This window comes from Bradyrhizobium sp., assembly GCF_022844465.1.
Taxonomy (GTDB): Bacteria; Pseudomonadota; Alphaproteobacteria; order Rhizobiales; family Xanthobacteraceae; genus Bradyrhizobium.
The window spans coordinates 255,715-275,608 of sequence record NZ_JALHLP010000004.1; the positions used below are offsets into that span (position 1 = coordinate 255,715).

General features: G+C 63.4%; 21 protein-coding genes, 2 tRNA genes and 1 pseudogene. 13 read left to right on the forward strand and 11 right to left on the reverse strand.

The features are described from left to right. Positions 1–170: 170 nt before the first annotated feature. The 3 genes from Q0D31_RS11030 to Q0D31_RS11040 form a co-directional block, all read right to left on the reverse strand. Positions 171–2,324, reverse strand: a complete 2,154-nt coding sequence (locus Q0D31_RS11030; RefSeq protein ID WP_291849812.1) for a methyl-accepting chemotaxis protein — start codon at positions 2,322–2,324, stop codon at positions 171–173. A gap of 181 nt (positions 2,325–2,505) precedes the next feature. Next, positions 2,506–3,228: an outer membrane beta-barrel protein gene (locus Q0D31_RS11035; RefSeq protein WP_291849816.1), complete on the reverse strand. Its 723-nt coding sequence runs from the start codon at positions 3,226–3,228 to the stop codon at positions 2,506–2,508. A gap of 210 nt (positions 3,229–3,438) precedes the next feature. Next, a complete protein-coding gene (locus Q0D31_RS11040; protein ID WP_291849820.1) occupies positions 3,439–3,759 on the reverse strand; it encodes a hypothetical protein in 321 nt (106 codons plus the stop codon). Between the two features lie 98 nt (positions 3,760–3,857). On the opposite strand from Q0D31_RS11040, the gene Q0D31_RS11045 reads away from it, so the two are divergent. Then, positions 3,858–4,088 carry a hypothetical protein gene (locus Q0D31_RS11045; protein WP_291849823.1) on the forward strand — a complete coding sequence of 77 codons (231 nt, stop codon included), beginning with the start codon at positions 3,858–3,860 and terminating at the stop codon, positions 4,086–4,088. A 16-nt stretch (positions 4,089–4,104) separates the two neighbouring features. Here Q0D31_RS11045 and Q0D31_RS11050 read toward each other — a convergent pair whose 3' ends face one another. Next, complete coding sequence (locus Q0D31_RS11050) at positions 4,105–5,568, reverse strand: GH1 family beta-glucosidase (protein ID WP_291849826.1); 1,464 nt, start codon at positions 5,566–5,568, stop codon at positions 4,105–4,107. A gap of 246 nt (positions 5,569–5,814) precedes the next feature. Between Q0D31_RS11050 and Q0D31_RS11055 the strand changes: the two genes are divergently transcribed. After that, complete coding sequence (locus tag Q0D31_RS11055) at positions 5,815–6,855, forward strand: HD domain-containing phosphohydrolase (protein WP_291849829.1); 1,041 nt, start codon at positions 5,815–5,817, stop codon at positions 6,853–6,855. Between the two features lie 44 nt (positions 6,856–6,899). On the opposite strand, the gene Q0D31_RS11060 is transcribed toward Q0D31_RS11055, so the two are convergent. Beyond that, positions 6,900–6,974 (reverse strand) — tRNA-Thr (locus Q0D31_RS11060). Between the two features lie 204 nt (positions 6,975–7,178). On the opposite strand from Q0D31_RS11060, the gene Q0D31_RS11065 reads away from it, so the two are divergent. From Q0D31_RS11065 to Q0D31_RS11110, 10 genes are all read left to right on the forward strand, one after another. Continuing rightward, positions 7,179–7,379: a hypothetical protein gene (locus Q0D31_RS11065; protein ID WP_291849832.1), complete on the forward strand. Its 201-nt coding sequence runs from the start codon at positions 7,179–7,181 to the stop codon at positions 7,377–7,379. Between the two features lie 358 nt (positions 7,380–7,737). Then, positions 7,738–8,193 carry a DUF2948 family protein gene (locus Q0D31_RS11070; RefSeq protein WP_291849835.1) on the forward strand — a complete coding sequence of 152 codons (456 nt, stop codon included), beginning with the start codon at positions 7,738–7,740 and terminating at the stop codon, positions 8,191–8,193. 206 nt (positions 8,194–8,399) lie between these two features. Further along, positions 8,400–9,695, forward strand: a complete 1,296-nt coding sequence (gene hisD / locus Q0D31_RS11075; protein WP_291849838.1) for a histidinol dehydrogenase — start codon at positions 8,400–8,402, stop codon at positions 9,693–9,695. After that, positions 9,692–10,195, forward strand: a complete 504-nt coding sequence (locus Q0D31_RS11080) for a UPF0262 family protein (RefSeq protein WP_291849842.1) — start codon at positions 9,692–9,694, stop codon at positions 10,193–10,195. Before hisD ends, Q0D31_RS11080 begins: the two co-directional genes overlap by 4 nt. A gap of 207 nt (positions 10,196–10,402) precedes the next feature. Further along, positions 10,403–10,867: a low molecular weight phosphatase family protein gene (locus Q0D31_RS11085; protein WP_291849845.1), complete on the forward strand. Its 465-nt coding sequence runs from the start codon at positions 10,403–10,405 to the stop codon at positions 10,865–10,867. A 224-nt stretch (positions 10,868–11,091) separates the two neighbouring features. Continuing rightward, entirely contained in the window at positions 11,092–11,715 is a 624-nt protein-coding gene (locus Q0D31_RS11090) for a Maf-like protein (RefSeq protein WP_291849847.1), read from the forward strand. Next, on the forward strand, positions 11,705–11,899 hold the full coding sequence (yacG, locus tag Q0D31_RS11095; RefSeq protein WP_291849850.1) for a DNA gyrase inhibitor YacG: 195 nt from the start codon (positions 11,705–11,707) through the stop codon (positions 11,897–11,899). Before Q0D31_RS11090 ends, yacG begins: the two co-directional genes overlap by 11 nt. A gap of 135 nt (positions 11,900–12,034) precedes the next feature. Continuing rightward, a tRNA-Phe gene (locus tag Q0D31_RS11100) sits at positions 12,035–12,110 on the forward strand. Between the two features lie 286 nt (positions 12,111–12,396). Continuing rightward, positions 12,397–13,488 (forward strand): HD domain-containing protein, encoded by a 1,092-nt coding sequence (locus Q0D31_RS11105; RefSeq protein ID WP_291849853.1) that lies wholly within the window; start codon positions 12,397–12,399, stop codon positions 13,486–13,488. After that, positions 13,475–14,407: a nucleotidyltransferase domain-containing protein gene (locus Q0D31_RS11110; protein ID WP_291849934.1), complete on the forward strand. Its 933-nt coding sequence runs from the start codon at positions 13,475–13,477 to the stop codon at positions 14,405–14,407. Before Q0D31_RS11105 ends, Q0D31_RS11110 begins: the two co-directional genes overlap by 14 nt. 10 nt (positions 14,408–14,417) lie before the next feature. Here Q0D31_RS11110 and Q0D31_RS11115 read toward each other — a convergent pair whose 3' ends face one another. From Q0D31_RS11115 to Q0D31_RS11125, 3 genes and pseudogenes are all read right to left on the reverse strand, one after another. Then, positions 14,418–15,404: a hypothetical protein gene (locus Q0D31_RS11115; protein WP_291849856.1), complete on the reverse strand. Its 987-nt coding sequence runs from the start codon at positions 15,402–15,404 to the stop codon at positions 14,418–14,420. Positions 15,405–15,676: 272 nt separating this feature from the next. Continuing rightward, positions 15,677–15,826: pseudogene (locus Q0D31_RS11120) on the reverse strand (HigA family addiction module antitoxin); the annotation flags it as partial. Between the two features lie 43 nt (positions 15,827–15,869). Next, complete coding sequence (locus tag Q0D31_RS11125; RefSeq protein WP_291849859.1) at positions 15,870–16,847, reverse strand: tripartite tricarboxylate transporter substrate binding protein; 978 nt, start codon at positions 16,845–16,847, stop codon at positions 15,870–15,872. 853 nt (positions 16,848–17,700) lie between these two features. Between Q0D31_RS11125 and Q0D31_RS11130 the strand changes: the two genes are divergently transcribed. After that, positions 17,701–17,889 (forward strand): hypothetical protein, encoded by a 189-nt coding sequence (locus tag Q0D31_RS11130; protein WP_291849863.1) that lies wholly within the window; start codon positions 17,701–17,703, stop codon positions 17,887–17,889. 20 nt (positions 17,890–17,909) lie between these two features. Here Q0D31_RS11130 and Q0D31_RS11135 read toward each other — a convergent pair whose 3' ends face one another. From Q0D31_RS11135 to Q0D31_RS11145, 3 genes are all read right to left on the reverse strand, one after another. After that, positions 17,910–18,155 (reverse strand): PilZ domain-containing protein, encoded by a 246-nt coding sequence (locus Q0D31_RS11135; protein ID WP_291849866.1) that lies wholly within the window; start codon positions 18,153–18,155, stop codon positions 17,910–17,912. A 78-nt stretch (positions 18,156–18,233) separates the two neighbouring features. Further along, complete coding sequence (locus Q0D31_RS11140; RefSeq protein WP_291849869.1) at positions 18,234–19,253, reverse strand: aldo/keto reductase; 1,020 nt, start codon at positions 19,251–19,253, stop codon at positions 18,234–18,236. Positions 19,254–19,588: 335 nt separating this feature from the next. Continuing rightward, the coding region (locus Q0D31_RS11145; RefSeq protein WP_291849872.1) for a PaaI family thioesterase at positions 19,589–19,894 on the reverse strand (306 nt) is incomplete at its 5' end.

Genomic DNA, 19,894 nt, shown 5'->3' on the forward strand with positions numbered 1-19,894 from the left:
AGTGTTGGCCGGTCATTCCGGGGCGCATCGAAGATGCGAACCCGGAATCTCGAGATTCCGGGTTCTATGCTTCGCATAGCCCCGGAATGACAGTCTCGAGATTCCCAGTGCGCAATTGCGCACCTGAGGTCTGGTCCTTCGGACCATCCCGGAATGACGGGGCATGGCGATTACGCCGCCCGGATATTCGACAGGAACGCGTCGATCTCCGCGCGCAGCACGTCGGCTTCCCGGCGCAGCGCACCGGATGCGGTCAGCACCTTGCTGGCGGCGGCGCCGGCCTCCGTCGAGGCGGTGGAAACGCCGATGATGTTGCTGGAGACCTGGCTGGTGCCGCCGGCGGCATGCTGGATGTTGCGCGCGATGTCGCGCGTCGCCGCCCCCTGCTCCTCGACCGCGGCCGCGATCGCGGTGCTGACTTCGTTGATCTCGCCGATCGTATCGCTGATGTTCCGGATCGCGGTAACCGCCGTCGTCGTCACCGTCTGCATGCTGACGATCTGCTGGCGGATCTCGTCGGTGGCTTTCGCGGTTTGGTTGGCGAGGCTCTTCACCTCGGAAGCAACCACGGCGAAGCCGCGGCCGGCCTCGCCGGCGCGCGCGGCTTCTATGGTGGCGTTCAGCGCCAGCAGGTTGGTCTGCGAGGCGATGTTTTGAATGAGGTCGACCACCACGCTGATGCGGCCGGCATTGTCCGCGAGCCCCTGCATGGTGACGTCGGTCGCCCCGGCTTCTTCGACCGCCTTGCGGGCAATTTCCGCCGAGGTGACGGCCTGGCGGCCGATCTTCTCGATCGAGGAAGACAATTGCTCGGTGCCGGACGACACGGTCTGCACGTTGACCGAAGTCTCCTCGGCGGCGGACGCCACGGCGCTTACCATGGCGCTGGATTGATCGGCGGTCGCCGACATGCTCTGTGCGGTCGATTGCATCGAGCCGGCAGCCGCCTGCAGGCTGTCGAGCGCGGCGCGAACGGTGGCCTCGAAATCGACGATTTGCGCTTCCATGCGTGAGGCGCGCTCGGCCTTGGCGACGCGGTCCTGGTCCTGGTCGGCGGATAGCGCGCGACTCCGGATCATGCTCTCGCGGAACACATGCAGCGAGTTTGCCATCGCCGCGATCTCATCCTGCTGGTGGCTCTGGTAGACTTCCGCTTCGAGATCGCCGCTGGACAACAGCTGCATCGAACGCTGAAGGCTGCCGATCCGCCGCAGGACGTTGCGGCCGACATAGAGCCAGACGAACAGGATCGAGCCGACCAGCGTCAGCACGCCGAGCCCGAGCATGGCCATGGTCGCGAACGAAATCTCCTGGCGCGCCTGCAAGGTCGCGGCGTCGGTATCCTTCTGCACGCCGTCCACCAGTTGCTGCACGCTGATGCCAAGCCCGACATTGAGCTTGCGGGTTTCCTCCAGAATGGTCTGGCCGTAATCGTCCGCGTCCAGTTCCTGCTGGCGGACCTTGAAGACGCCGGTCTTGCCCTCGCCGAGCTGCAGCAAGCCCAGGCTTTCGTTGCGAACGGCGTTCATCGCGGTCGTCTTTGGCAGCGCATCAAGATTCGACTTCACGCGCGCTTGCGCGACGCGGAATTCCTTCGCGATGGCTTCAAGCGTGTCGCTGTTGTTGGCCGAAAGGGCTGCTATCATGTCGAACGCCAGAAGATTGCCGCTGGCGGCGATGTCGCCGAGCCGGTCGGCGGCGCGGTGCGCCGTGCTGGCATCGTCCTGGGAGAAGCGAGGGGCGGCGTAGATACTTTGGAGTTCGGTCTGGGCGTCGGTCGCCGCCGGGCCTGCGGCGGCGACAAAGCGCCGCTGGGCCGTGCGCACGGCGTCGTAAAGCTTCTCGTGTTGGGCGGCGGCTTCGAGCCGCTCGCGCGCTGCCGAGCCCAGGCTCTTGATCATGTCATCGATGTTCTTGACGGTGTCGGCGAGGGCCGCGACGACCGTCTTGTCGGCGCCGAGTTCGGCGATCTCGCCGAGTTTCCGCAGCGCGACCGTCTGGGTTTCCTTCATTCTCCTGGAGCGTTCGTTGAGCGCCTCCTCGCTGCGCGAGGCCAGCAGCGCCGGCCCTTGGCTGGCGAGGCTGGCGCTCTGGGCGGAGAGTTGCAGGCTGGCGGCGAGCCGCGGAATGTCCTGTCCGCTCAGATCGACCATGGTCCCGCCAAGCCGCCCCAGCATCAGCGCCGCGCCGGCGCTGATCAGGATCGCCATGCCGGCGATGACCGCGAAGGCAACGAACAGGCTGCCGCTGACGCCAAACCGCGGAAGGCCGAGGCCCCTGGAGGATGGTTTGCCTGCGCTGGATGGTGTGGATGGTAATGCCATGTGTCCGCCGCCCCTTGCTACCTTGGGTGCGGCAGTATCGAGATACCTGGTTAAAAAAGTTTAGCTTTTTTCGTTTTTCACGCGCGAGCGCGCGGTTTTGCTCGCTGTACTTGCAGATCGGAGACCGAAGGCGGAACCGGAAGGCCTGAATGCCGGCCCTCCGGACGCCCGCGTTGAACGATCAGTAGCGCGCGCCGGCGGGACCGGCGAAATTGAAGCGATAGTTGACGCCCAGTTTCACCGTGTGCTCGTCATGGCGGAAGCTGCCGAACGGTACCAGGGCGGCCGGCGCCGTGAAACGCGCGCTGCCGAAATCATAGTATTGATACTCCGCCTTGGCCGACCAGTTCTGGGCGAACATGTATTCGACGCCGGCCCCGACGGTGTAGCCGTGGCGATGGTTGCCAACCAGCGTGAAGGCGACCGGGACGCCGCCAAAGGTCAGGGTGTCGCGGTTGTCGGAATAGGCGTAGCCGCCCTTCACATACAGCAGACCCGGACCCCAGGTGTAGCCGACGCGGCCGGTGATCGAGCCGAGTCCGCGCTGATCGCTGTTGTAGACGAGGCCGCCGGGGAAAGCCGCGTTGAGGCCGCCATTGCCGAGCCAACTGTACTGTCCCTCGAGGCCGACGACAAAGTTCGGCGCGAACTGCCAGTCGGCGCCGGCCTGCACGCCGCCGAGCAGGCGGGCGCTGTAGTCGCTCAGGACCTGGCCGTTGAAATTGTCGCTGCCGCTAAAGGCGCCGCCGAGGTGGCCGCCGAAGTAGAAGCCGGTCCAGTTGTAGAGCGGGGCGGCGTAGGCGGGCGCCTTGCCGTAAGGCCGGGCACCGAGGTCGGCGCCAAGCGCGGGCCCGGCCGCGCCGAGGGCGGTCACGGTCACGAGCGTAAACAGAAGCTTCTTCATTGTCCGAAATCTCCAAAAGCGTTCGGCGACGCCGCGCGGGCGCCGTCCATCGCCGCGCATCTAGCCAGCTTTTGTCTAAAATGCTGTCACTGGAATGCGACAGCGAATTACAACCCAACCCATTGGCATTAAAATGGTTTTCTTGCCTAACGAAGGCCTAATGAAAGCTGAAGAAGGGCTTAATTCCCGCCGCCCTCGGGCGCGCGTTGCCTAGCCGATGCGGCGGCGCACGTCGCTCCGCATCTGCTCACGAAAGGCCTGCCGTCGCGCCGGCCGCTCCTTCAGCGGGACGTCGTGGCGATCGAACACGTCGAACATTTCAAGAATGGGATATCGGTCGCTGGCCATCGCCAGGATGCGCAGCAACTCCGCCACCGGCCCGGTCGGTCCCGTCACCTCCCATCTGCGAACGGTGTCGGCGCCGTCGGCCGGCGGCAGCCCGCAGAGTTTGGCCATGTCGGCGACCGACAAGGGCTGGCCGATCGCCTCCCCGAGATGTTCGCGAAGTTTCTTCAGTTCCGGGCCGGTCACGGGTTCACCTTTCCAATCGGCATGTGTGAAGCACGTCACACACCCCGCGTACCGCGAGCGTTAATACGCAGGCGCATTCATTCTCCGAGGAGACAACCATGCGCCGGTTAATCGAAAGTCTCACTCCCGAGCACCGCCGGATCTACTGGAGATGGGTCGGCGGAGTGTTCGCGCTCTATGTGGTGCTGATGGCCGCGGCCGCGGCCGTTTTCGTCAATCACGAGTCAAGCCGCAAGCTCGGCCAGGAATCCGCCGCGACTGTGGCGATCGACGGGCAGCCTGCCACGCCGCCGGTCGCCGGAATCCTGCGGCAGGCTGCGCGAGACTGAGGAGGCCGGTCGGCATTCAGCCGCCGATCGCGTTGCGCGCCACGACATCGCGATAGAAGGCGGCGCTGAATTTCGGCGTCCGGCGCTGCGTCTCGAAGTCGACATGGTAGAGCCCAAAGCGCTTTTCGAAGCCGAAGATCCATTCGAAATTGTCCATCAGGCTCCACAGGAAATAGCCGCGGACCGGCACGCCCTCCGACGTCGCGCGCTGCAGCTGCCGAAGATAGTTGCGCAGATACATGATGCGATCGAGGTCGTAGACCTGGCCGTCGGCATGGAGCTTGTCTTCGGCCGAGGTGCCGTTTTCGCTGATGTAGATCGTGTCGATGTTCCAGACCTTCGCCGCCAGCCGCGGCGCCCAGTAGATCGCCTCGGGCCCGACTTTCAACCATTCGGAGTTCATGTGCGGGAATGAGGCGGGAAACGGCAGCATGCGCCAGCCCGGCGCCTTGTCGGAGGCGACGATGTAGAATTGCGGCGCGTAGATGTTAAGGCCGACGAAATCATTGGCCGAGGAAATGATCTTCAGTTCGGCGGCGGTGAATTTCGGCGCGTCCTTGCCGGCGTATTGCAGGAATCCGTCGGTGTATTTCCCCTCCAGGATGACGCCGAGGAAGCCGGCGTTCAGCTCGCGCGTCGCCATCTCGGCCGCGCGCACATTTTCCGCCGTGTCGAACGCCGGCACGCAGGCCGCGATGTTCTCGGCCGGTCCGGCCCTGGTGCCGGCGCGCCCGTTGGCGCGGATCGCCTGCACCGCGAGGCCATGGGCGAGGGCGACGTGGTGGCGGGCCTGGTTGACCTCCGCCCTCGGCAGTTTCAGGCCGGGCGCGTCGATGCCCCAACCGTAGCCGAAATCCACGAACCGCCCGGCTTCGTTGATCGTGAAGATCGATGTGACGCGGTCGCAGAGGCGCGCGGCCACATGGCCGGCATAATCTGCGAACGCCCGCGAGGTTTCGCTGGACCGCCAGCCGCCGAACCGGTCCTCGAGCGCCTGCGGCAAGTCCCAATGGTACAGCGTTGCATACGGCGCGATGCCGTGCCTGAGAAGTTCATCGACCAGGCGGTCGTAGAAGTCGAGGCCGCGGGCGTTCGGTGCGCCGGCGCCTTCCGGAAACACCCGCGGCCATGCGATCGAAAACCGGTAAGCCTTGACGCCGAGGTCGCGGATCAGGCCGATGTCCTGCCTGTAGCGGTGGTAGTGTTCGTTGGCCCGGTCGCCGGTGGTGCGGTCCTCGATCTTGCCCGGGGTGTGCGCGAACGTGTCCCAGATCGAGCGGCCGCGGCCGTCCTCGTTGACGGCGCCCTCGATCTGGTAGGCCGAGGTGGCGGTGCCCCAGACGAAGCCGTCCGGAAAGCTCGCCGGGGCGTGGCGTTCGGCGGCCGGCTGCGCCGCGGCTTTGGCCGGCGTCGCCGCTATTCCGAGCGCCGAAAGCCCCGCAAGCTTGCCGAATTGCCGGCGCGAGTATTTTCCATCCATCACCCTGTCTCCCGGTTCTTCGCCGATCAGGCGAGATACGGTCCACCCTCGGCACAGGACCGTAGTTCCACGGGGCGGAAGTTTAACGGCACCTTAGCCATGAAGGACGACCATTTCACCCGCATCAAGGCGATCGATGCAACGGCAAGGCGTGCGTTCGGCTGCGGGACTGCCGGCGAGGTCGCCGCCGGTTCGGGCTCGAGGTGCAAGGCCGCCGATCGAGCCTGTAGCCTCTGGAAATTTCAAATGCTGCTGCATTTTGTCACCGACGAACCGACGAAACTGCCGGCCATCCGCGCGATCTTCGAGCCGCAGCACCGCGTCATTCCCTGGCTGCTCGGCGGCCGCGACCCCGAGGTCACCGCGCACGGCGTGCTGATGGTCGACGTGGATCTGCGGCGGTCGGCGCGCGTGGACCAGACCAGGCTCATTCTAAAGCAACTGGGACGCATTCCCGAAAAGCTGTTCGTCGTTCACAACCTCGTCCGGTCGCTGGTGGCGCAAGCCTACGCGCTGGGAGCGACCGCAGTCATCGCGCGCGCGAAGGAAGCCGTCCCCAGGATCGCGCAGATCGAAAAGGCGGAAGCGGCTGCGCAGGCGGACATTGCCGATCCCACCACCGAGATGGACGCGGGGGCGGCGGCCTTCGCTTCGATGTTCGCCAACGTGCGCGGCGGCAAGCCGGTCAACCTGGCCGACGCCGAGCGCGCCACGTCGTTGATCATCAAGCGCGTCGAGCGGGACGGCCTTGCGGCGTGGCTCGACGAGGTGCGCCGCTATCACGAAGGCACGTTCCAGCATTGCCTGCTGGTGACCGGGGTCGCGGTCGGCTTCGGGATCAATGTCGGATTCACCGGCGCCGACGTCGCGCGGCTCGGAATGGCGGCAACCCTGCACGACATCGGCAAGGCGCGCATCCCGCTGTCGATCCTCGACAAGCCGGGACGCCTCGAGCCGCTTGAGGAAGAAATCATGAAGCGTCATCCCGTGATCGGATATGATCTGCTGACGGACCTGCCGGACGTTGGCGCGGAGTTGCTCGACGGCGTCCGCCACCACCACGAATATCTCGACGGTTCCGGCTACCCGGACGGGCTGAGGGCGTCGCAGATTTCCGATCCGGTCCGATTGCTGACGATCTCCGACATTTTCTCCGCCCTGATCGAGTCCAGGCCCTACCGGTCGCCAATGTCGCGGCAGGCCGCCTACGACATCCTCTGCGGCATGGAGGGAAAGCTGGAAGGCCCGCTGCTGCGGGCGTTTCGCCAGGTCGCGCTGGCGGCGTGAGGGACCGCGCGACGAGCCCGGCGCAATGGACGCGTTGAGCGGACTGGTGCTGCCAGACAGGATTGAACTGTCGACCTCTCCATTACCAATGGAGTGCTCTACCACTGAGCTACGGCAGCATGCCCGCTGACCCCGCGGGAATCGGCCCGAACGGCCGCTACAGGCGGCGGTTCTTGCCACAAGGCCCCCGCTGGCGCAAGCATGCGGGGTGGCCGGGAACGGTTCAAAATGGCGGAAAACCGGCGCAAGCTGTTGGCGAACCGGTTTCAATGGGTCGGTCGCCGGTCGATACCGGCGCATCAGGACAACTGGACGGACGGGCGATGCAGGGCGATCAGGGCAAGGGCGCGGAAAAAGCCGGCGCCGATGTGAACGATTCAAGACGGAACCGGCTGAAATCGGCGCTGCGCGAAAATCTCAAGCGGCGAAAGTCGCAGGCGCGCGCGCGCGACAAAAACGCCGCACCTTCCGAAAGCGCCGAGGCCGGCGCTGATAACGCGCACCAAGAAAAGCCAAACCGGTAGCGGTCAGGGAAAATCCAGATAGCGTCGCCGCCGTTTGTCCGCCTTGCACAGATTTCGTGCATCATGTTTTTCGTTGATACGCGGGTGGCCTGCCTGCCTTGTCGCCGCCGCAGGCGATGGTTGTGGAAAATCCTGGCGCGCCGGCGTAACTTCCGACGGGTTTCCAGCGAAGGGGGCGCGTCATGGTTCTCGGCATGAGTTTGGCCACCTTCACGACGGTCCACGTCATCATCAGCCTGATCGCCATCGCCGCCGGGCTGGTCGTGATGTTCGGAATGCTGGGCTCCAACCGGATGCCGGGGCGCCCGGCGTGACCGGCCGGCCAAACGCGAGGGAGCGAGCGAAGGATTTACCGGAAATGCCCGAGCCTGAACTGCTGAGACTGATCGCGCTCGATGCCGACGATCTGGCGGTGATATCAGCCCATGTCCAGGACGCCCGGGTGCGGGCCGCCGACATCGTCTGGCGCCAGCGCGAGAACCGGCTGGTGGTCGGCATGCAGAGGCTCGACTGGGAACAGACGCTGTCGGGCGACGCAGCGCCGCGGCGCGCCACCGCGGCGCTGCGCTTTGACCGGGTGCTGGCCTGCAAGTCGCGCGACATCGAGATGGACCGGCCTGACGCGGTGCTGGAACTGGTCGGAATCGAATTCCATCCCGATGAAGCCCCGGGCGGCCGCGCGCTGCTGCTGTTCAGCCATGGCGGGGCGCTGCGGCTCGACGTCGAATGCCTGGAATGCGCGCTGACCGATCTCGGCGCCGGCGGCCTCGAAACCGACGATCTCGCCATCGCGCCCTCGGGGCCGGAGGGGTGACGCGCCCCGTCATTCCGGGGCGATGCGCGAGCTTCGAACCTCAGGTGCGCCCTTGCGCACCGGGGAATCTCGAGATTCCGGGTTCGATGCTGGCGCATCGCCCCGGAATGACGGCGGCCAAGGGATGACGGCCTTGAAGGGTTGACGGCCATGGGCCGTCGCGCCATTGAGCATGGGCCGTCGCGCCGATCCCATAGAAAGCCCCCATGCCCGTTCGCCTGGACAGACGCAGTGCCGATTTCGACCAGCGGTTCGCGGCCTTCCTCGCCGCCAAACGCGAGGTTGCCGCCGATGTCGAGCGCGCCACCCGCGCCATCGTCGATGACGTGGCCGCGCGCGGCGACGTCGCGCTGATCGAGGCGACGCGGAAATTCGACCGGCTCGAGATCGAAGCCGGGGCCTTGCGGGTGACCGCGGCCGAGCTCGACGCCGCGGTCCAGGCCAGCGACCCCGCCACGCTCGACGCGCTGACATTCGCCCGCGACCGCATCGAGGCGTTCCACCGCCGCCAACTGCCGAAGGACGAGCGCTTCACCGACGCGCTCGGCGTCGAGCTTGGCTGGCGCTGGAGCGCGATCGACGCGGTCGGGCTGTACGTGCCCGGCGGCACCGCGGCCTATCCGTCCTCGGTCTTGATGAACGCGGTGCCGGCGCGGGTCGCAGGCGTCCCGCGGCTGGTGATGGTGGTGCCGGCGCCGGACGGCCGGCTCAATCCTTTGGTGCTGGCCGCGGCACAACTGGCCGGCGTCTCCGAAATCTACCGCGTCGGCGGCGCGCAGGCGGTGGCGGCGCTGGCCTACGGCACCGCCACGATCGCGCCGGTCGCCAAGATCGTCGGCCCCGGCAACGCCTATGTCGCCGCCGCCAAGCGGCAGGTGTTCGGCCAGGTCGGCATCGACATGATCGCCGGCCCCTCCGAGGTGCTTGTCATCGCCGACGAGGGCGGCAATACCGGCTGGATCGCCGCCGACCTCTTGGCGCAGGCCGAGCATGACACCAGCGCGCAGTCGATCCTGATCACCGACAGCGAAAGGCTCGCCGACGAAGTCGCGCGCGCAGTCGAGTCCCAGCTTGCGACCCTGCCGCGCGCCGCGATCGCGCGGGCCTCGTGGGACGATTTCGGCGCCGTCATCCTGGTCGGCCGGATCGATGAGGCGGCGGATCTCGCCAACGCGATCGCGGCCGAGCATGTCGAGATCATGACCGCGGACGCCGAAGCGCTGGCGATGAAGATCCGCAATGCCGGCGCGATCTTCCTCGGTTCCCATACCCCGGAGGCGATCGGCGATTATGTCGGCGGCTCCAACCATGTGCTGCCGACCGCGCGCTCGGCGCGGTTCTCCTCGGGGCTCGGCGTACTCGACTTCATGAAGCGCACCTCGATCCTCAAATGCGGGCCGGAGCAGTTGCGCGCGCTGGGGCCGGCGGCGATGACCCTCGGCAAGGCCGAAGGCCTCGACGCCCATGTGCGCTCGGTCGGAATGCGTCTCAACCTGCCATGAGCAAGCCGCCACCAGATCCGGACCGGGACAACCGCATCGTCGCGGTGACGCTCGACGAGGAATCGATCGGCCGCTCCGGTCCCGACATCGAGCACGAGCGCGCGATCGCGATCTACGACCTGATCGAGCAGAACGTGTTCGCGCCCGAAGCCGAGGCGACCGGGCCGTTCACGCTGCATCTTGCGATCACCGGCAACCGGCTGGTGTTCGACATCCGCCGCGAGGACGGCGCGCCTGTGGTGGCGCATCTGCTGTCGCTGACGCCGTTCCGGCGGGTGGTGAAGGACTATTTCATGATCTGCGACAGCTACTACCAGGCGATCCGCACCGCCACGCCCGACAAGATCGAGGCGATCGACATGGGCCGCCGCGGCATCCATGACGAGGGCTCGCGCACGCTGCAGGAACGGCTGAGCGGCAAGGTGCGAATCGATTTCGAAACCGCGCGCCGGCTGTTCACGCTGATCTGCGTGCTGCACTGGAAGGGGCAGGACGGATGACCCCGAAAAGTGCGAAGCGGTTTTCGGATCAGGTCATCCGTCAAAGAGAAGCCATGACCCCGACCCGCAGGGCCGCGCCAGCGCAAAGTGCGAAGCGGTTTTCGGATCAGGTCATGCGTCAACAAGATGTTATGACCCCGACCCCAGCGCACACAGCAAAGCGCGTCGGCGACAAGCTGCGGCCTCCAATGGGAGAAGCGTAACCGCATGGATGCGCCGCGCCCGCGCCAGCCGCAGGCCGTGCTGTTCGCATGCGGGCTGAACAGCGTCCGTTCGCCGATGGCTGAGCGCCTGTTGCAGCAGATGTTCCCGCAGTCGCTCTACGTGAAGTCCGCCGGCGTCAGGAAAGGCGAGCTCGATCCGTTCGCGGTCGCCGTCATGGCCGAACTCGGCCAGGATATATCAGGCCACAAGCCGACCACGTTCGAGGAACTCGACGATTGGGAAGGGCTCAATTTCGATCTCATCATCACGCTGTCGCCGGAGGCCCATCACAAGGCGCTGGAACTGACGCGCACGCTCGCCGCCGAGGTCGAATACTGGCCGACGCCGGATCCCTCCGCGATGGAAGGCAACCGCGCCCAGAAGCTGCAGGCCTATCGCGAGGTCTGCGACGGCCTCTCGATCCGCATCCGCCGCCGCTTCGCCAACGCCGGCGCGGCGAGCGGATAGTCCTGCGACGTCAGAATCGCTCGACCTCATCCTGAGGAGCCCGCGAGAAGCGGGCGTCTCGAACCATGAGGGTCTTATGACACAGAAAAATTGGCACGCCTTGGGCGACGACGGAGATCGTGAGCGCCAACAACCACTTGTTCCCCGGTTGTGGAATGGTGCCCCTTCCGATAGGTTCCGCGCGCGCCGCCGCCCCTATCCCCCGATCTCCTGACTCATCCCGCATGCTTGGCCGACCCAAACTCGTTCTTGCTTCCGGTTCGCCGCGACGGCTCAGCCTGCTCAACCAGGCCGGCATCGAGCCCGACGCGCTGCGGCCGGCCGATGTCGACGAGACCCCGCGGCGGGGCGAGCTGCCGCGCGCCTGCGCCAACCGCCTGGCGCGCGCCAAGGCCGACGCGGCGCTGAAATCGGTGCAGCTCGACGACGAGTTGCGCGGCGCCTTCATCCTCGCCGCCGACACCGTGGTCGCGGTCGGCCGCCGCATCCTGCCCAAGGCCAATCTGGTCGACGAGGCCGCGCAATGCCTGCGGATGTTGTCTGGGCGCAACCACCGCGTCTACACCGCGATCTGCCTGGTGACGCCGAAGGCGGCGTTCCGCCAGCGCCTGATCGAGACCCGCGTCCGCTTCAAGCGGCTCAGCGAGGAAGACATCCAGACCTATATTGGCTCCGGCGAATGGCGCGGCAAGGCCGGCGGCTACGCCGTGCAGGGCATCGCCGGCTCGTTCGTGGTCAAGATGGTCGGCTCCTACTCCAACATCGTCGGCTTGCCGCTCTACGAGACGGTCACGCTCTTGGGCGGCGAGGGTTTTCCGATCCGCTTCGGCTGGCTCAATGCCGGTTGACCGCGAAGGGGATGCCGGCAAGGCGAAGGGCGGAGCAAAACCCTGCCCCGAATGCGGCAAGCCCGCCGATCCCGCCACCCTGCCGTTCTGTTCCCCGCGCTGCCGCAACGTCGACCTGAACCGCTGGCTGTCAGGCAAATACGTCATCCCCGGCCGCGAGACCGATCCCGAGGACGCGGAATAGAGGTGGTTTCAGAAGGATTTGGTGGCAGGCGAGAAGCCGGGCCGCGCCCGGCGTAGCCGAAGGCGAAGCCGGGTGGACACAAACCCCCGGCCTGACTATAAACCGGCGCTCCCGGGCCTTAAGGTCCCGCGAAGTGCCCAGGTAGCTCAGTTGGTAGAGCATGCGACTGAAAATCGCAGTGTCGGTGGTTCGATCCCGCCCCTGGGCACCAGTTGCTAGCCCCGATCGATCCGCAGTCGCTTCTTCGGTCGTTCATTTGGTCCTGCGTCGATCATATCCACAAGCGCTCCTAGGGGTAACTTGGCTAGTAGTTCATGGGTTTGTGGAACAACAGATCAATTGACCAACAATTTGCATACCAATCGGCCATTTGCAGTTTGGTACTCGGTGGTCGCCCGGGGGTTTGTGCCTACGGCTACCGTCTTCTATCTTGGCGCTAGGCTTATAGCTGGTACACTGTGTTCAGTAGGTTCACTCGTACTTGAGCTGGAACTCGTTTGATCCAAACTTCTTTTGTCATCGACTTTTCACCAGCCAATAATCCGCATGTGTACGATTTTTCGGCACCTGTGGATTTGAAAAAATTTGTGCTCGAAGATCCGTTGTTCTTGGAATTGGTGGGGACCTCGGCCTTTCGACGATTGAGCGAAATCCGTTTCTTGGGTGGGATTGACTATCTCATTGTTCGTAGTCCTAACGGATACGCAAACAACATAAGATACACACGGTTTCAGCACAGTTTGGGCGTTGCGCGGTTAGCTCTCATGTACAGTCATGCATGCGAACTTTCTGTGACGGACCGTCGGCTGGTATTCACTGCTGCACTGCTCCACGATATCGGACATGCACCTCTGTCACACTCGCTGGAGCCGGCATTTTTTCGTCTCTTCGGCATCGATCACCATCAAGCTACCCGGGACATTCTCAGAGGACACGTACCGATCGGGCGCGAGCTATACAAACTACTTCGTAGTCGTCAGGTCGATATCGATAGATTGACTGCGATGATTGCGGGCGAGGACGACCGCTTTCATGGATTCTTTTCAGGGCCGATAAATTTCGACACCATCGAAGGAATTTTGCGAACGAAGACCTATGCGCAATCCACACCAAGTGTAGCTGCTCCAGAGCTTATTGTTGATGCTGCGGTAAATAGATCATCTCCTGCCCATCGGGAGTTGGTTGATCAGTTCTGGAAGTCAAAGGATTTAGTGTATCGGCATGTCATAAATTCGGACTCGGGCGTCTTGGCAGATCAAGTTTGCCAATCTTTTTTGTATCAGAATCGTTCTTATGTGCAGGCTACTGATTACTTTACGACCGAAGAGCAACTGTTTCGGAAGCTGCCGGGTCTTCGTCAGCTGTTAATTAGTCCGGACTTTGCCTCACAGGCATCACTGCATGTGCCAGAGACGGTTTCGTTTAGACGTCGGCGTTTTTTCGTCGATGAAGCTGTTGATTTTTTTGAACGAAACGATCGCGCCAGATATTCGCAAACGAAAGAGTTGGCCTCGCTGACAGTTAGGCTGGCGGAGTTCCAAGGCAGGCCACCTCTTACGGGAGATCTTTTTGGTGATGGAAGCGATTGAGCGGGCGAAAGGATACTCGGAAGGCAAGCTCTCGCAATTGAGGAACGCAATTAAGCACCTTGTCCCGGCCGATGAGATGGTCGTCATAAATGGGTCGTTCGCACGCAGAGAAGCATCGGCGGGTTCGGATATCGATTTTTATATTGTGACGAGCGGTAACGACGTGGCGCCGCCTTTTTGGGCAGAAGCTGTGCGAGAGAAAATTGCACAAACTGTGCCGATCAGCCCAGCCGAGAACGGTGCTTTCGCGAAGGTTGAACATCTTGAAACCCTTATTCGCAACATTGGCGGCGAGCATGATGACAATTACAATATCACTCGAAGGATGCTCCTGCTGCTTGAGGGTGAGTGGCTCTTTAACGAAGCTGGCCTGAAGGATATTCGACGTAGAATCCTGGAACGTTACATTGCTGAGGGAATGAAGGATCACCAACTAGCGCTGTTTTTGTTGAATGATGTTGTTCGTTACTATCGTACACTGGCGGTCGATTACGAATTCAAGACCGTTGAAATTTCGAAGGTCAAGCCATGGGGCATAAGAAACATCAAGCTCATGTTTTCGAGGAAACTTCTCTATGCCAGCGGGCTCTTCAGCGTCGCGACTACAGCGGATCGGAATCGGTCCCGAAAGATTTCGGAACTTGAGAGGCTGTTCAATCTTCCTGTGATTGAACGCATGGTCGATATTTGCGGAAATTCGAACTCTCAATCGGTCCTTGAAAGTTATGATAGATTTTTGAATGAGTTGGAGAAGGAAGAAGTCAGAGCTCACCTAAAGGGCTTGGACAAGGATGGTCGTGAGGATATTGTTTTTCGCGACCTAAAGAACGAGGGTCATCATTTCACACGAGAGTTGCTGAAGCTGTTTGAGAGAACCTTTGATACCACACACCCTATTCGTAGGGCGATAATTTTTTAGAGGGAGACCTTCATTTGGATGCTGCCCGTTTCTTCGCGGGCTTTCTGCGGGCACGCAGCTTCATATTGATCTGTTGTTCGCCAGCCGTGAACTCCAGAACCTCGATTACCTTGTAGTGCGTCTCCGCACGATCCTCATTCGGCGGTGTCACTTCCATTTTGACCTTGTAGCGATCATTCATAAACGATCCGCCGCGCTTTACCGCGTCCTTCGCGATATTGGTCTCTCGGATGTCGGCATAAATGGGTTTCCTACGATACAGGAAGCGCCAATTGGGAGCCTTCACATCGAACACCGGCCCGTGTGAATACAGGACGGCGGTGACGACCTTTGGCTCCTCTTCCGCTTCTTCGATGAAGTCTACTCCGCCCGGGTCTTCGCATGACGCAGCTATCGCTTTGACATCTTCATTGCGGTACGTGGCGATAAGTTTGTTGTCCTTCCGGAACTCGATTCCTTTCGCTTCCTTGTGGTCATTGATTGGTGCAAGCGTGCCTTCGACCGCTTCCAATACAGCCGGATTTTGAGAGAGCCGGAACACGTCTTTACCGATTTGGAGCGAGTGACCCTCACCCTCTAGCTTGATGACAAGAGATCCCGGCGAGTTGTTCACCTCAACGGCTGATTCGACCTTTCGGCCATTGCGCCATCTCAAGTAACCAAACAGACCCGCTGCCGCAGTACCGGCCGTAACACCGACCTTCTGTAAGACATCGGCGGCGTGCTTCACGCCTTCGTCGTTGAGGAAGTCTTTGACGGTATCGAGGATGGTCTGAAGCGTCTCGAAATTGATCAGGAAACACTTGTGCTCGAACTCGGAGTCGACGAGCACCTTCATTCGGGCGCGGTCCTTGTTGAGTTCGGCGTTTGCTGCGCGGATCAACTTGCCGAAGGCGAGCAGCGCAGGCGCAAGGGCTTCAACGTCCATGCTGTGGTCGTTGTCGTCATCGCCGACATACGCAACCTGGAAGCGCTCGCGGTTCTGTTCTTCAGCCACCCGATTCCCCGAAACAGTCGATCAGTACAATCCTACATTGCTGCGGAACCGTCCATCGGACCATTGAGTCGCATCGTTTTTGTTCGTTCTTTGTTCTCATGGGGCGACGTTTTCCGCCACGAAGGGCCATGGATTGGCCGCACCCGGACTCGTTCGTGGCGAAGGACGTCAACGGAATTGCGGAGACAGCACACTTGAAAGTTGCCATCCATCTCAAGCCGCCTTGTAAGAGGCGATCTTGATCTGCGGCGCAAGCGCATCTTCAGCCGTTTAACGGGCTTTTCTTCGCGCGAGATGCGTTCGATCCGGGCGCGCGGCACGTGCAGCGCGGCCGCGACTGCGTAGGGTGTCAGTTCAAGCGGGACGAGAAATTCTTCCCGCAGGATTTCGCCGGGATGAATCGGTGGAAGCTTCTTGGCCATGTTGCAAACTCCGGGACCGAAGGCGCGCCCGCCGCGCCGCGCCTCACTTCTGTTCTTGCGCCTTCATCTCTTCCGCCAGCGGCCGCAACGCCTGCGACATGTCGTCGAGGCGCTTTTGCCATTCGGCGCCGGGCATGAAGGCAATGACGGGGGCGTCGCCGGGCGAGCTCTTGAGGTATTCCGGATCGCGCAGGCCCTCGGCAAGGGCGGCTTCGAGCTTCTTGGCGATCTCGTCCGATACGGCCTTCGGTGCGGCGAAGCCGCGTTCGGCGGTCATCGTCACCGGGATGCCGGTTTCCGCCGCCGTCGGAACGTCGGGGAGCGCCGGCCAACGCTGCTTCGACAGGATGGCGATGGCGCGGAGCGGTCCTTTGTTGCCGCCGTGCAATTCGGGGACTTCGCTGAGGCTGACCATGCCCACCTGCAGATGGCCGCCGAGAAGGTCGGTCCGCTGCGCGGCCGTGCCGCGATAGGAAATCTCGTTGGGTTCGGTCTTGGTCGCGCCCGCCAGCATGCGGATCGCCAGATGTCCGTTGGTGCCCGCGCCGTTGTGACCGAAGGTCACCGAACCCGGCTTGCTGCGCAGTGCCGCCAGCACGTCGGCAAGCGTCGCGAACTTGCTTTCCGCCGGCACCACGATCACGGAGGGGTCCTCGACCACGCGCGCGATCAGGCGGATTTCGTCCATGCCGTACTGGGTCTTTCGCGTCATCGGGATGAAATTGTAGCCGGGCACGTTGACCACGCCGATCGCGTAGGCGTCCGGCGCGGCGCGGGCGATCCCGGCAAACGCGATCTCGCCGCCGGCGCCCGGCTTGTTCAGCACGACAAACTTGGCCTTGCCGCCCAGCCGCTGCTCGACGAACGGCAGCAGCTTGCGAGCCATCACGTCGGTCGCGCCGCCGGGCGCAAAGCCGATGATGACCTCGATCGGCTTGTCGTCCGGCCATGCTGCGGAGGCGGGTCCGCAGGCGATGAGCCCGAATGTGGTTGCGACGAGTGCGACGACCTTGCCATGCATGACGATACACCTTTTTGTTTATCTTGTTGTCTGGCAGTCGCCCGCCGCCTGGGCTCGCGCGACCGATGAGCTATACGATCGCCTTGTAACGGTCAGGCACGGCCATGAATAGCCAACCGCGCGCATGGCCGCATGAGCGGCGCGAGCAGTGGGACTAGTACGCGTTCCCGCGCCTGTCGCCTGGCTTACGCGGGCGTCTTGCGGCCGCGACTGCCGGCTGCTTCGCCCGCAGCGCAAGCGCAAATCGCCGCTCGCGCCGTGCGACCAATTGGCACGACGGGCAAATCAGCAAAACCTGTCCATCCCTTCTGCGAAAAATAATCCGCTTAACGCCGAGGCCAAATCAGCTTCATAATGCCGCGCATCTCATCCACCAAAGGGGCGTTGGCCACGTCACGAACGCGCGGTGAGAGGCGGTGGACGCTGATGGCGCTGGCTGACGTAGGCGCTTGAGGCGGACGGCGAAGTCGTGTGGTCCTGGCGCCGCGGTGCTGGCGCTAAGTTGGCGGGAGGTGTCCCGCCGATGACGGTGGCAAAAGAGCCGTTCACCGGGGAGAGCTCGAAGTAAGCCGTAACCCATCGCGCAGGGAAAGCCGGGATGCCTCCGCTGGACCTGTATGCTCGTGTGCGTCCTTTGCGCAACTTGCACACGAGACCGGGTGCAGCGTGCACCCGGCTTTCCCTGCGCCCTTTGTTTCCGACGGGGGCGAACGTTACGCAAGGCTCGGGCGCATCATGCCGCGAGAACGCGGACGCACGTTCGCTTGTTGTTTGACAGTCGAATCCGAACCATCACCGATGACAAGGGGAAGCCGGGATGGTTTGATCCCATCCCTGGAGCCAAGGTGCTCGCATGACGGAATGGTACTTTGTCTGGGTCGAGGGCCTGCGCGGGCCTGTGCCGCAGAAATGGTCGTCGGACGGGCTGTACGGCCAGCTCGGCCGTCAGGACGTCATCGTCCGCTTCGCGCTGACCGATGCGGAGGCGCATCTCGCGCTCGACGAGCTGGCGCGGCGGCATCCGATTCCCCGCGGGAAATAGCCGCCGCTTTCCACGCCGCCTCAGGTCTCGAAATGCACGCCGATCCGCTTCTCCTTGCGCCAGACCACGCGGCACGGGCGTTTGAGATTATCGGCCTCGACCACCAGCGTGAACTGCTCGGGGATGCCGACCGGGGAAATCACCTCAAGGGCGGCGCCCGTATCCGAGAGGTTGCGGACCGTGCAGTCGATCGCGCCGCCGTTGCCAAAGGAAATCTTGCCGGCCTTCAACTGCCGCTTCCGCATCGCAATTCGGTGTTCGTCCATCCGCGTCAATCTCCATCAGCAGCGGGATTGAATCACAACTTTACCAGCTTGTCCCGTCCGGCTCCAGCCGACCCGGCTTTACGGCGCCGCCGCGGTCCGCGCCCGCCGCCCCTCGATCGGATAGGCCGGGTCGTTGAACCCCGGCGTCGAGGGATGGCCGCTCGTGACCAGCCGGTCGATCAGCGCCTCGTCCTCGGCGGTGAAGCGGTAGTCGAGCGCCTTCAAATACTCGTCCCATTGCGCCTCGGTGCGCGGACCCGCGATCACGCCGCTGACGAAGGCGGAATTGAGCACCCATGCGACCGCGAACTGCCCGGCGCTGACGCCGCGCGCCTCGGCGTGCCGCCTGATCTCCTGCGCCAGCTGCAACGATTCCGGCCGCCACTCGGTCTGCATGATCCGCTTGTCGGCGCGGCCGGCGCGGGTGTCCTTCTCCGGTGCGGCGTCGGGGGCGTACTTGCCGGTCAGCACGCCGCGCGCCAGCGGGCTGTAGGGCACGATGCCGAGGCCGTAATAGCCGCAGGCCGGAAAGTGCTCGACCTCGGGCATCCGGTTCATGGCGTTGTAGCAGGGCTGGCTGACGATCGGGCGGTCGATGCCGTTGTCGTCGCAGATGTTGCAGATCTCGGCGACCCGCCAGGCGCGGTAGTTGGAGACGCCGAAATAGCGGATCTTGCCCTGGCGCATCAGCTCACCCATCGCCCGCACGGTCTCCTGCAGCGGCGTCGCGTGGTCTTCCTTGTGCAGGTAGTAGATGTCGATGAAGTCGGTGCCGAGCCGCTTCAGGCTGGCCTCCGCCGCCTGCAGCACCCAGCGCCGCGACAGCCCGCCATGATTGGGATCGTCGCCGATCCGGTTGGCGAGCTTGGTGGCGAGGATCCAGTTCGAGCGGTGGCTGGAAATGGCGCGGCCGACCACCTGTTCGGACTGGCCGCCATTATAGGCGTCCGCGGTGTCGATGAAGTTGACGCCGGCCTCGCGCGCTTTCGCCACGATCCGCGCCGAGGTCGGCTCGTCGGTCGGCCCGCCGAACATCATCGCGCCCAGGCAGATCGGCGAAATCCTCAGGCCGCTGCGGCCGAGCTGACGGTATTGCATCGGGTGGTTCCTCAATCCTGGTCCGGGGCGCGAAGCGAACCCGGAATCTCGAGATTCCGGATTCGATGCTTCGCATCGCTCCGGAATGACGGGTGTGTCAGCCTCATCCCTCGTTCCTCAATATCTTGAACACGCCGCTCGCCATCGCGATCTCCCGTCAGACCGGCGCCCCCTCACCCGGACTGCTTCGCAGTCCGACCTCTCCCCGCAAGCGGGGCGAGGTAAGAAAGCGCCTTCATCCTGGCCCGTCATTCCGGGGCGCGAAGCGAACCCGGAATCTCGAGATTCCGGATTCGATGCTTCGCATCGCTCCGGAATGACGGGTGTGTCAGCCTCTACCCCTCGTTCTTCAGTATCTTGAACACGCCGCTCGCCATCGCGATACAGCGCTTGTCCACCGTCACCTCGGTGGTGATGAAAATCAGGCTCCTGGTGGCGCGCACGACATGCGGCTTCGACACCAGCACCTCGCCGATCTTGCCGGCCTCGACGAAATGGGTATCGAGCTGCACGGTTGCGAGCGTCGGCTTGCCGGAGACGAAGCGGGCGGTCATGCCGCAGCTGCGGTCGGCAAACGTCATCAGCACGCCGCCCTGCACCAGGCCGCGGCGGTTGTGGTGCTTGTCCTCGGTGGCCAGCGC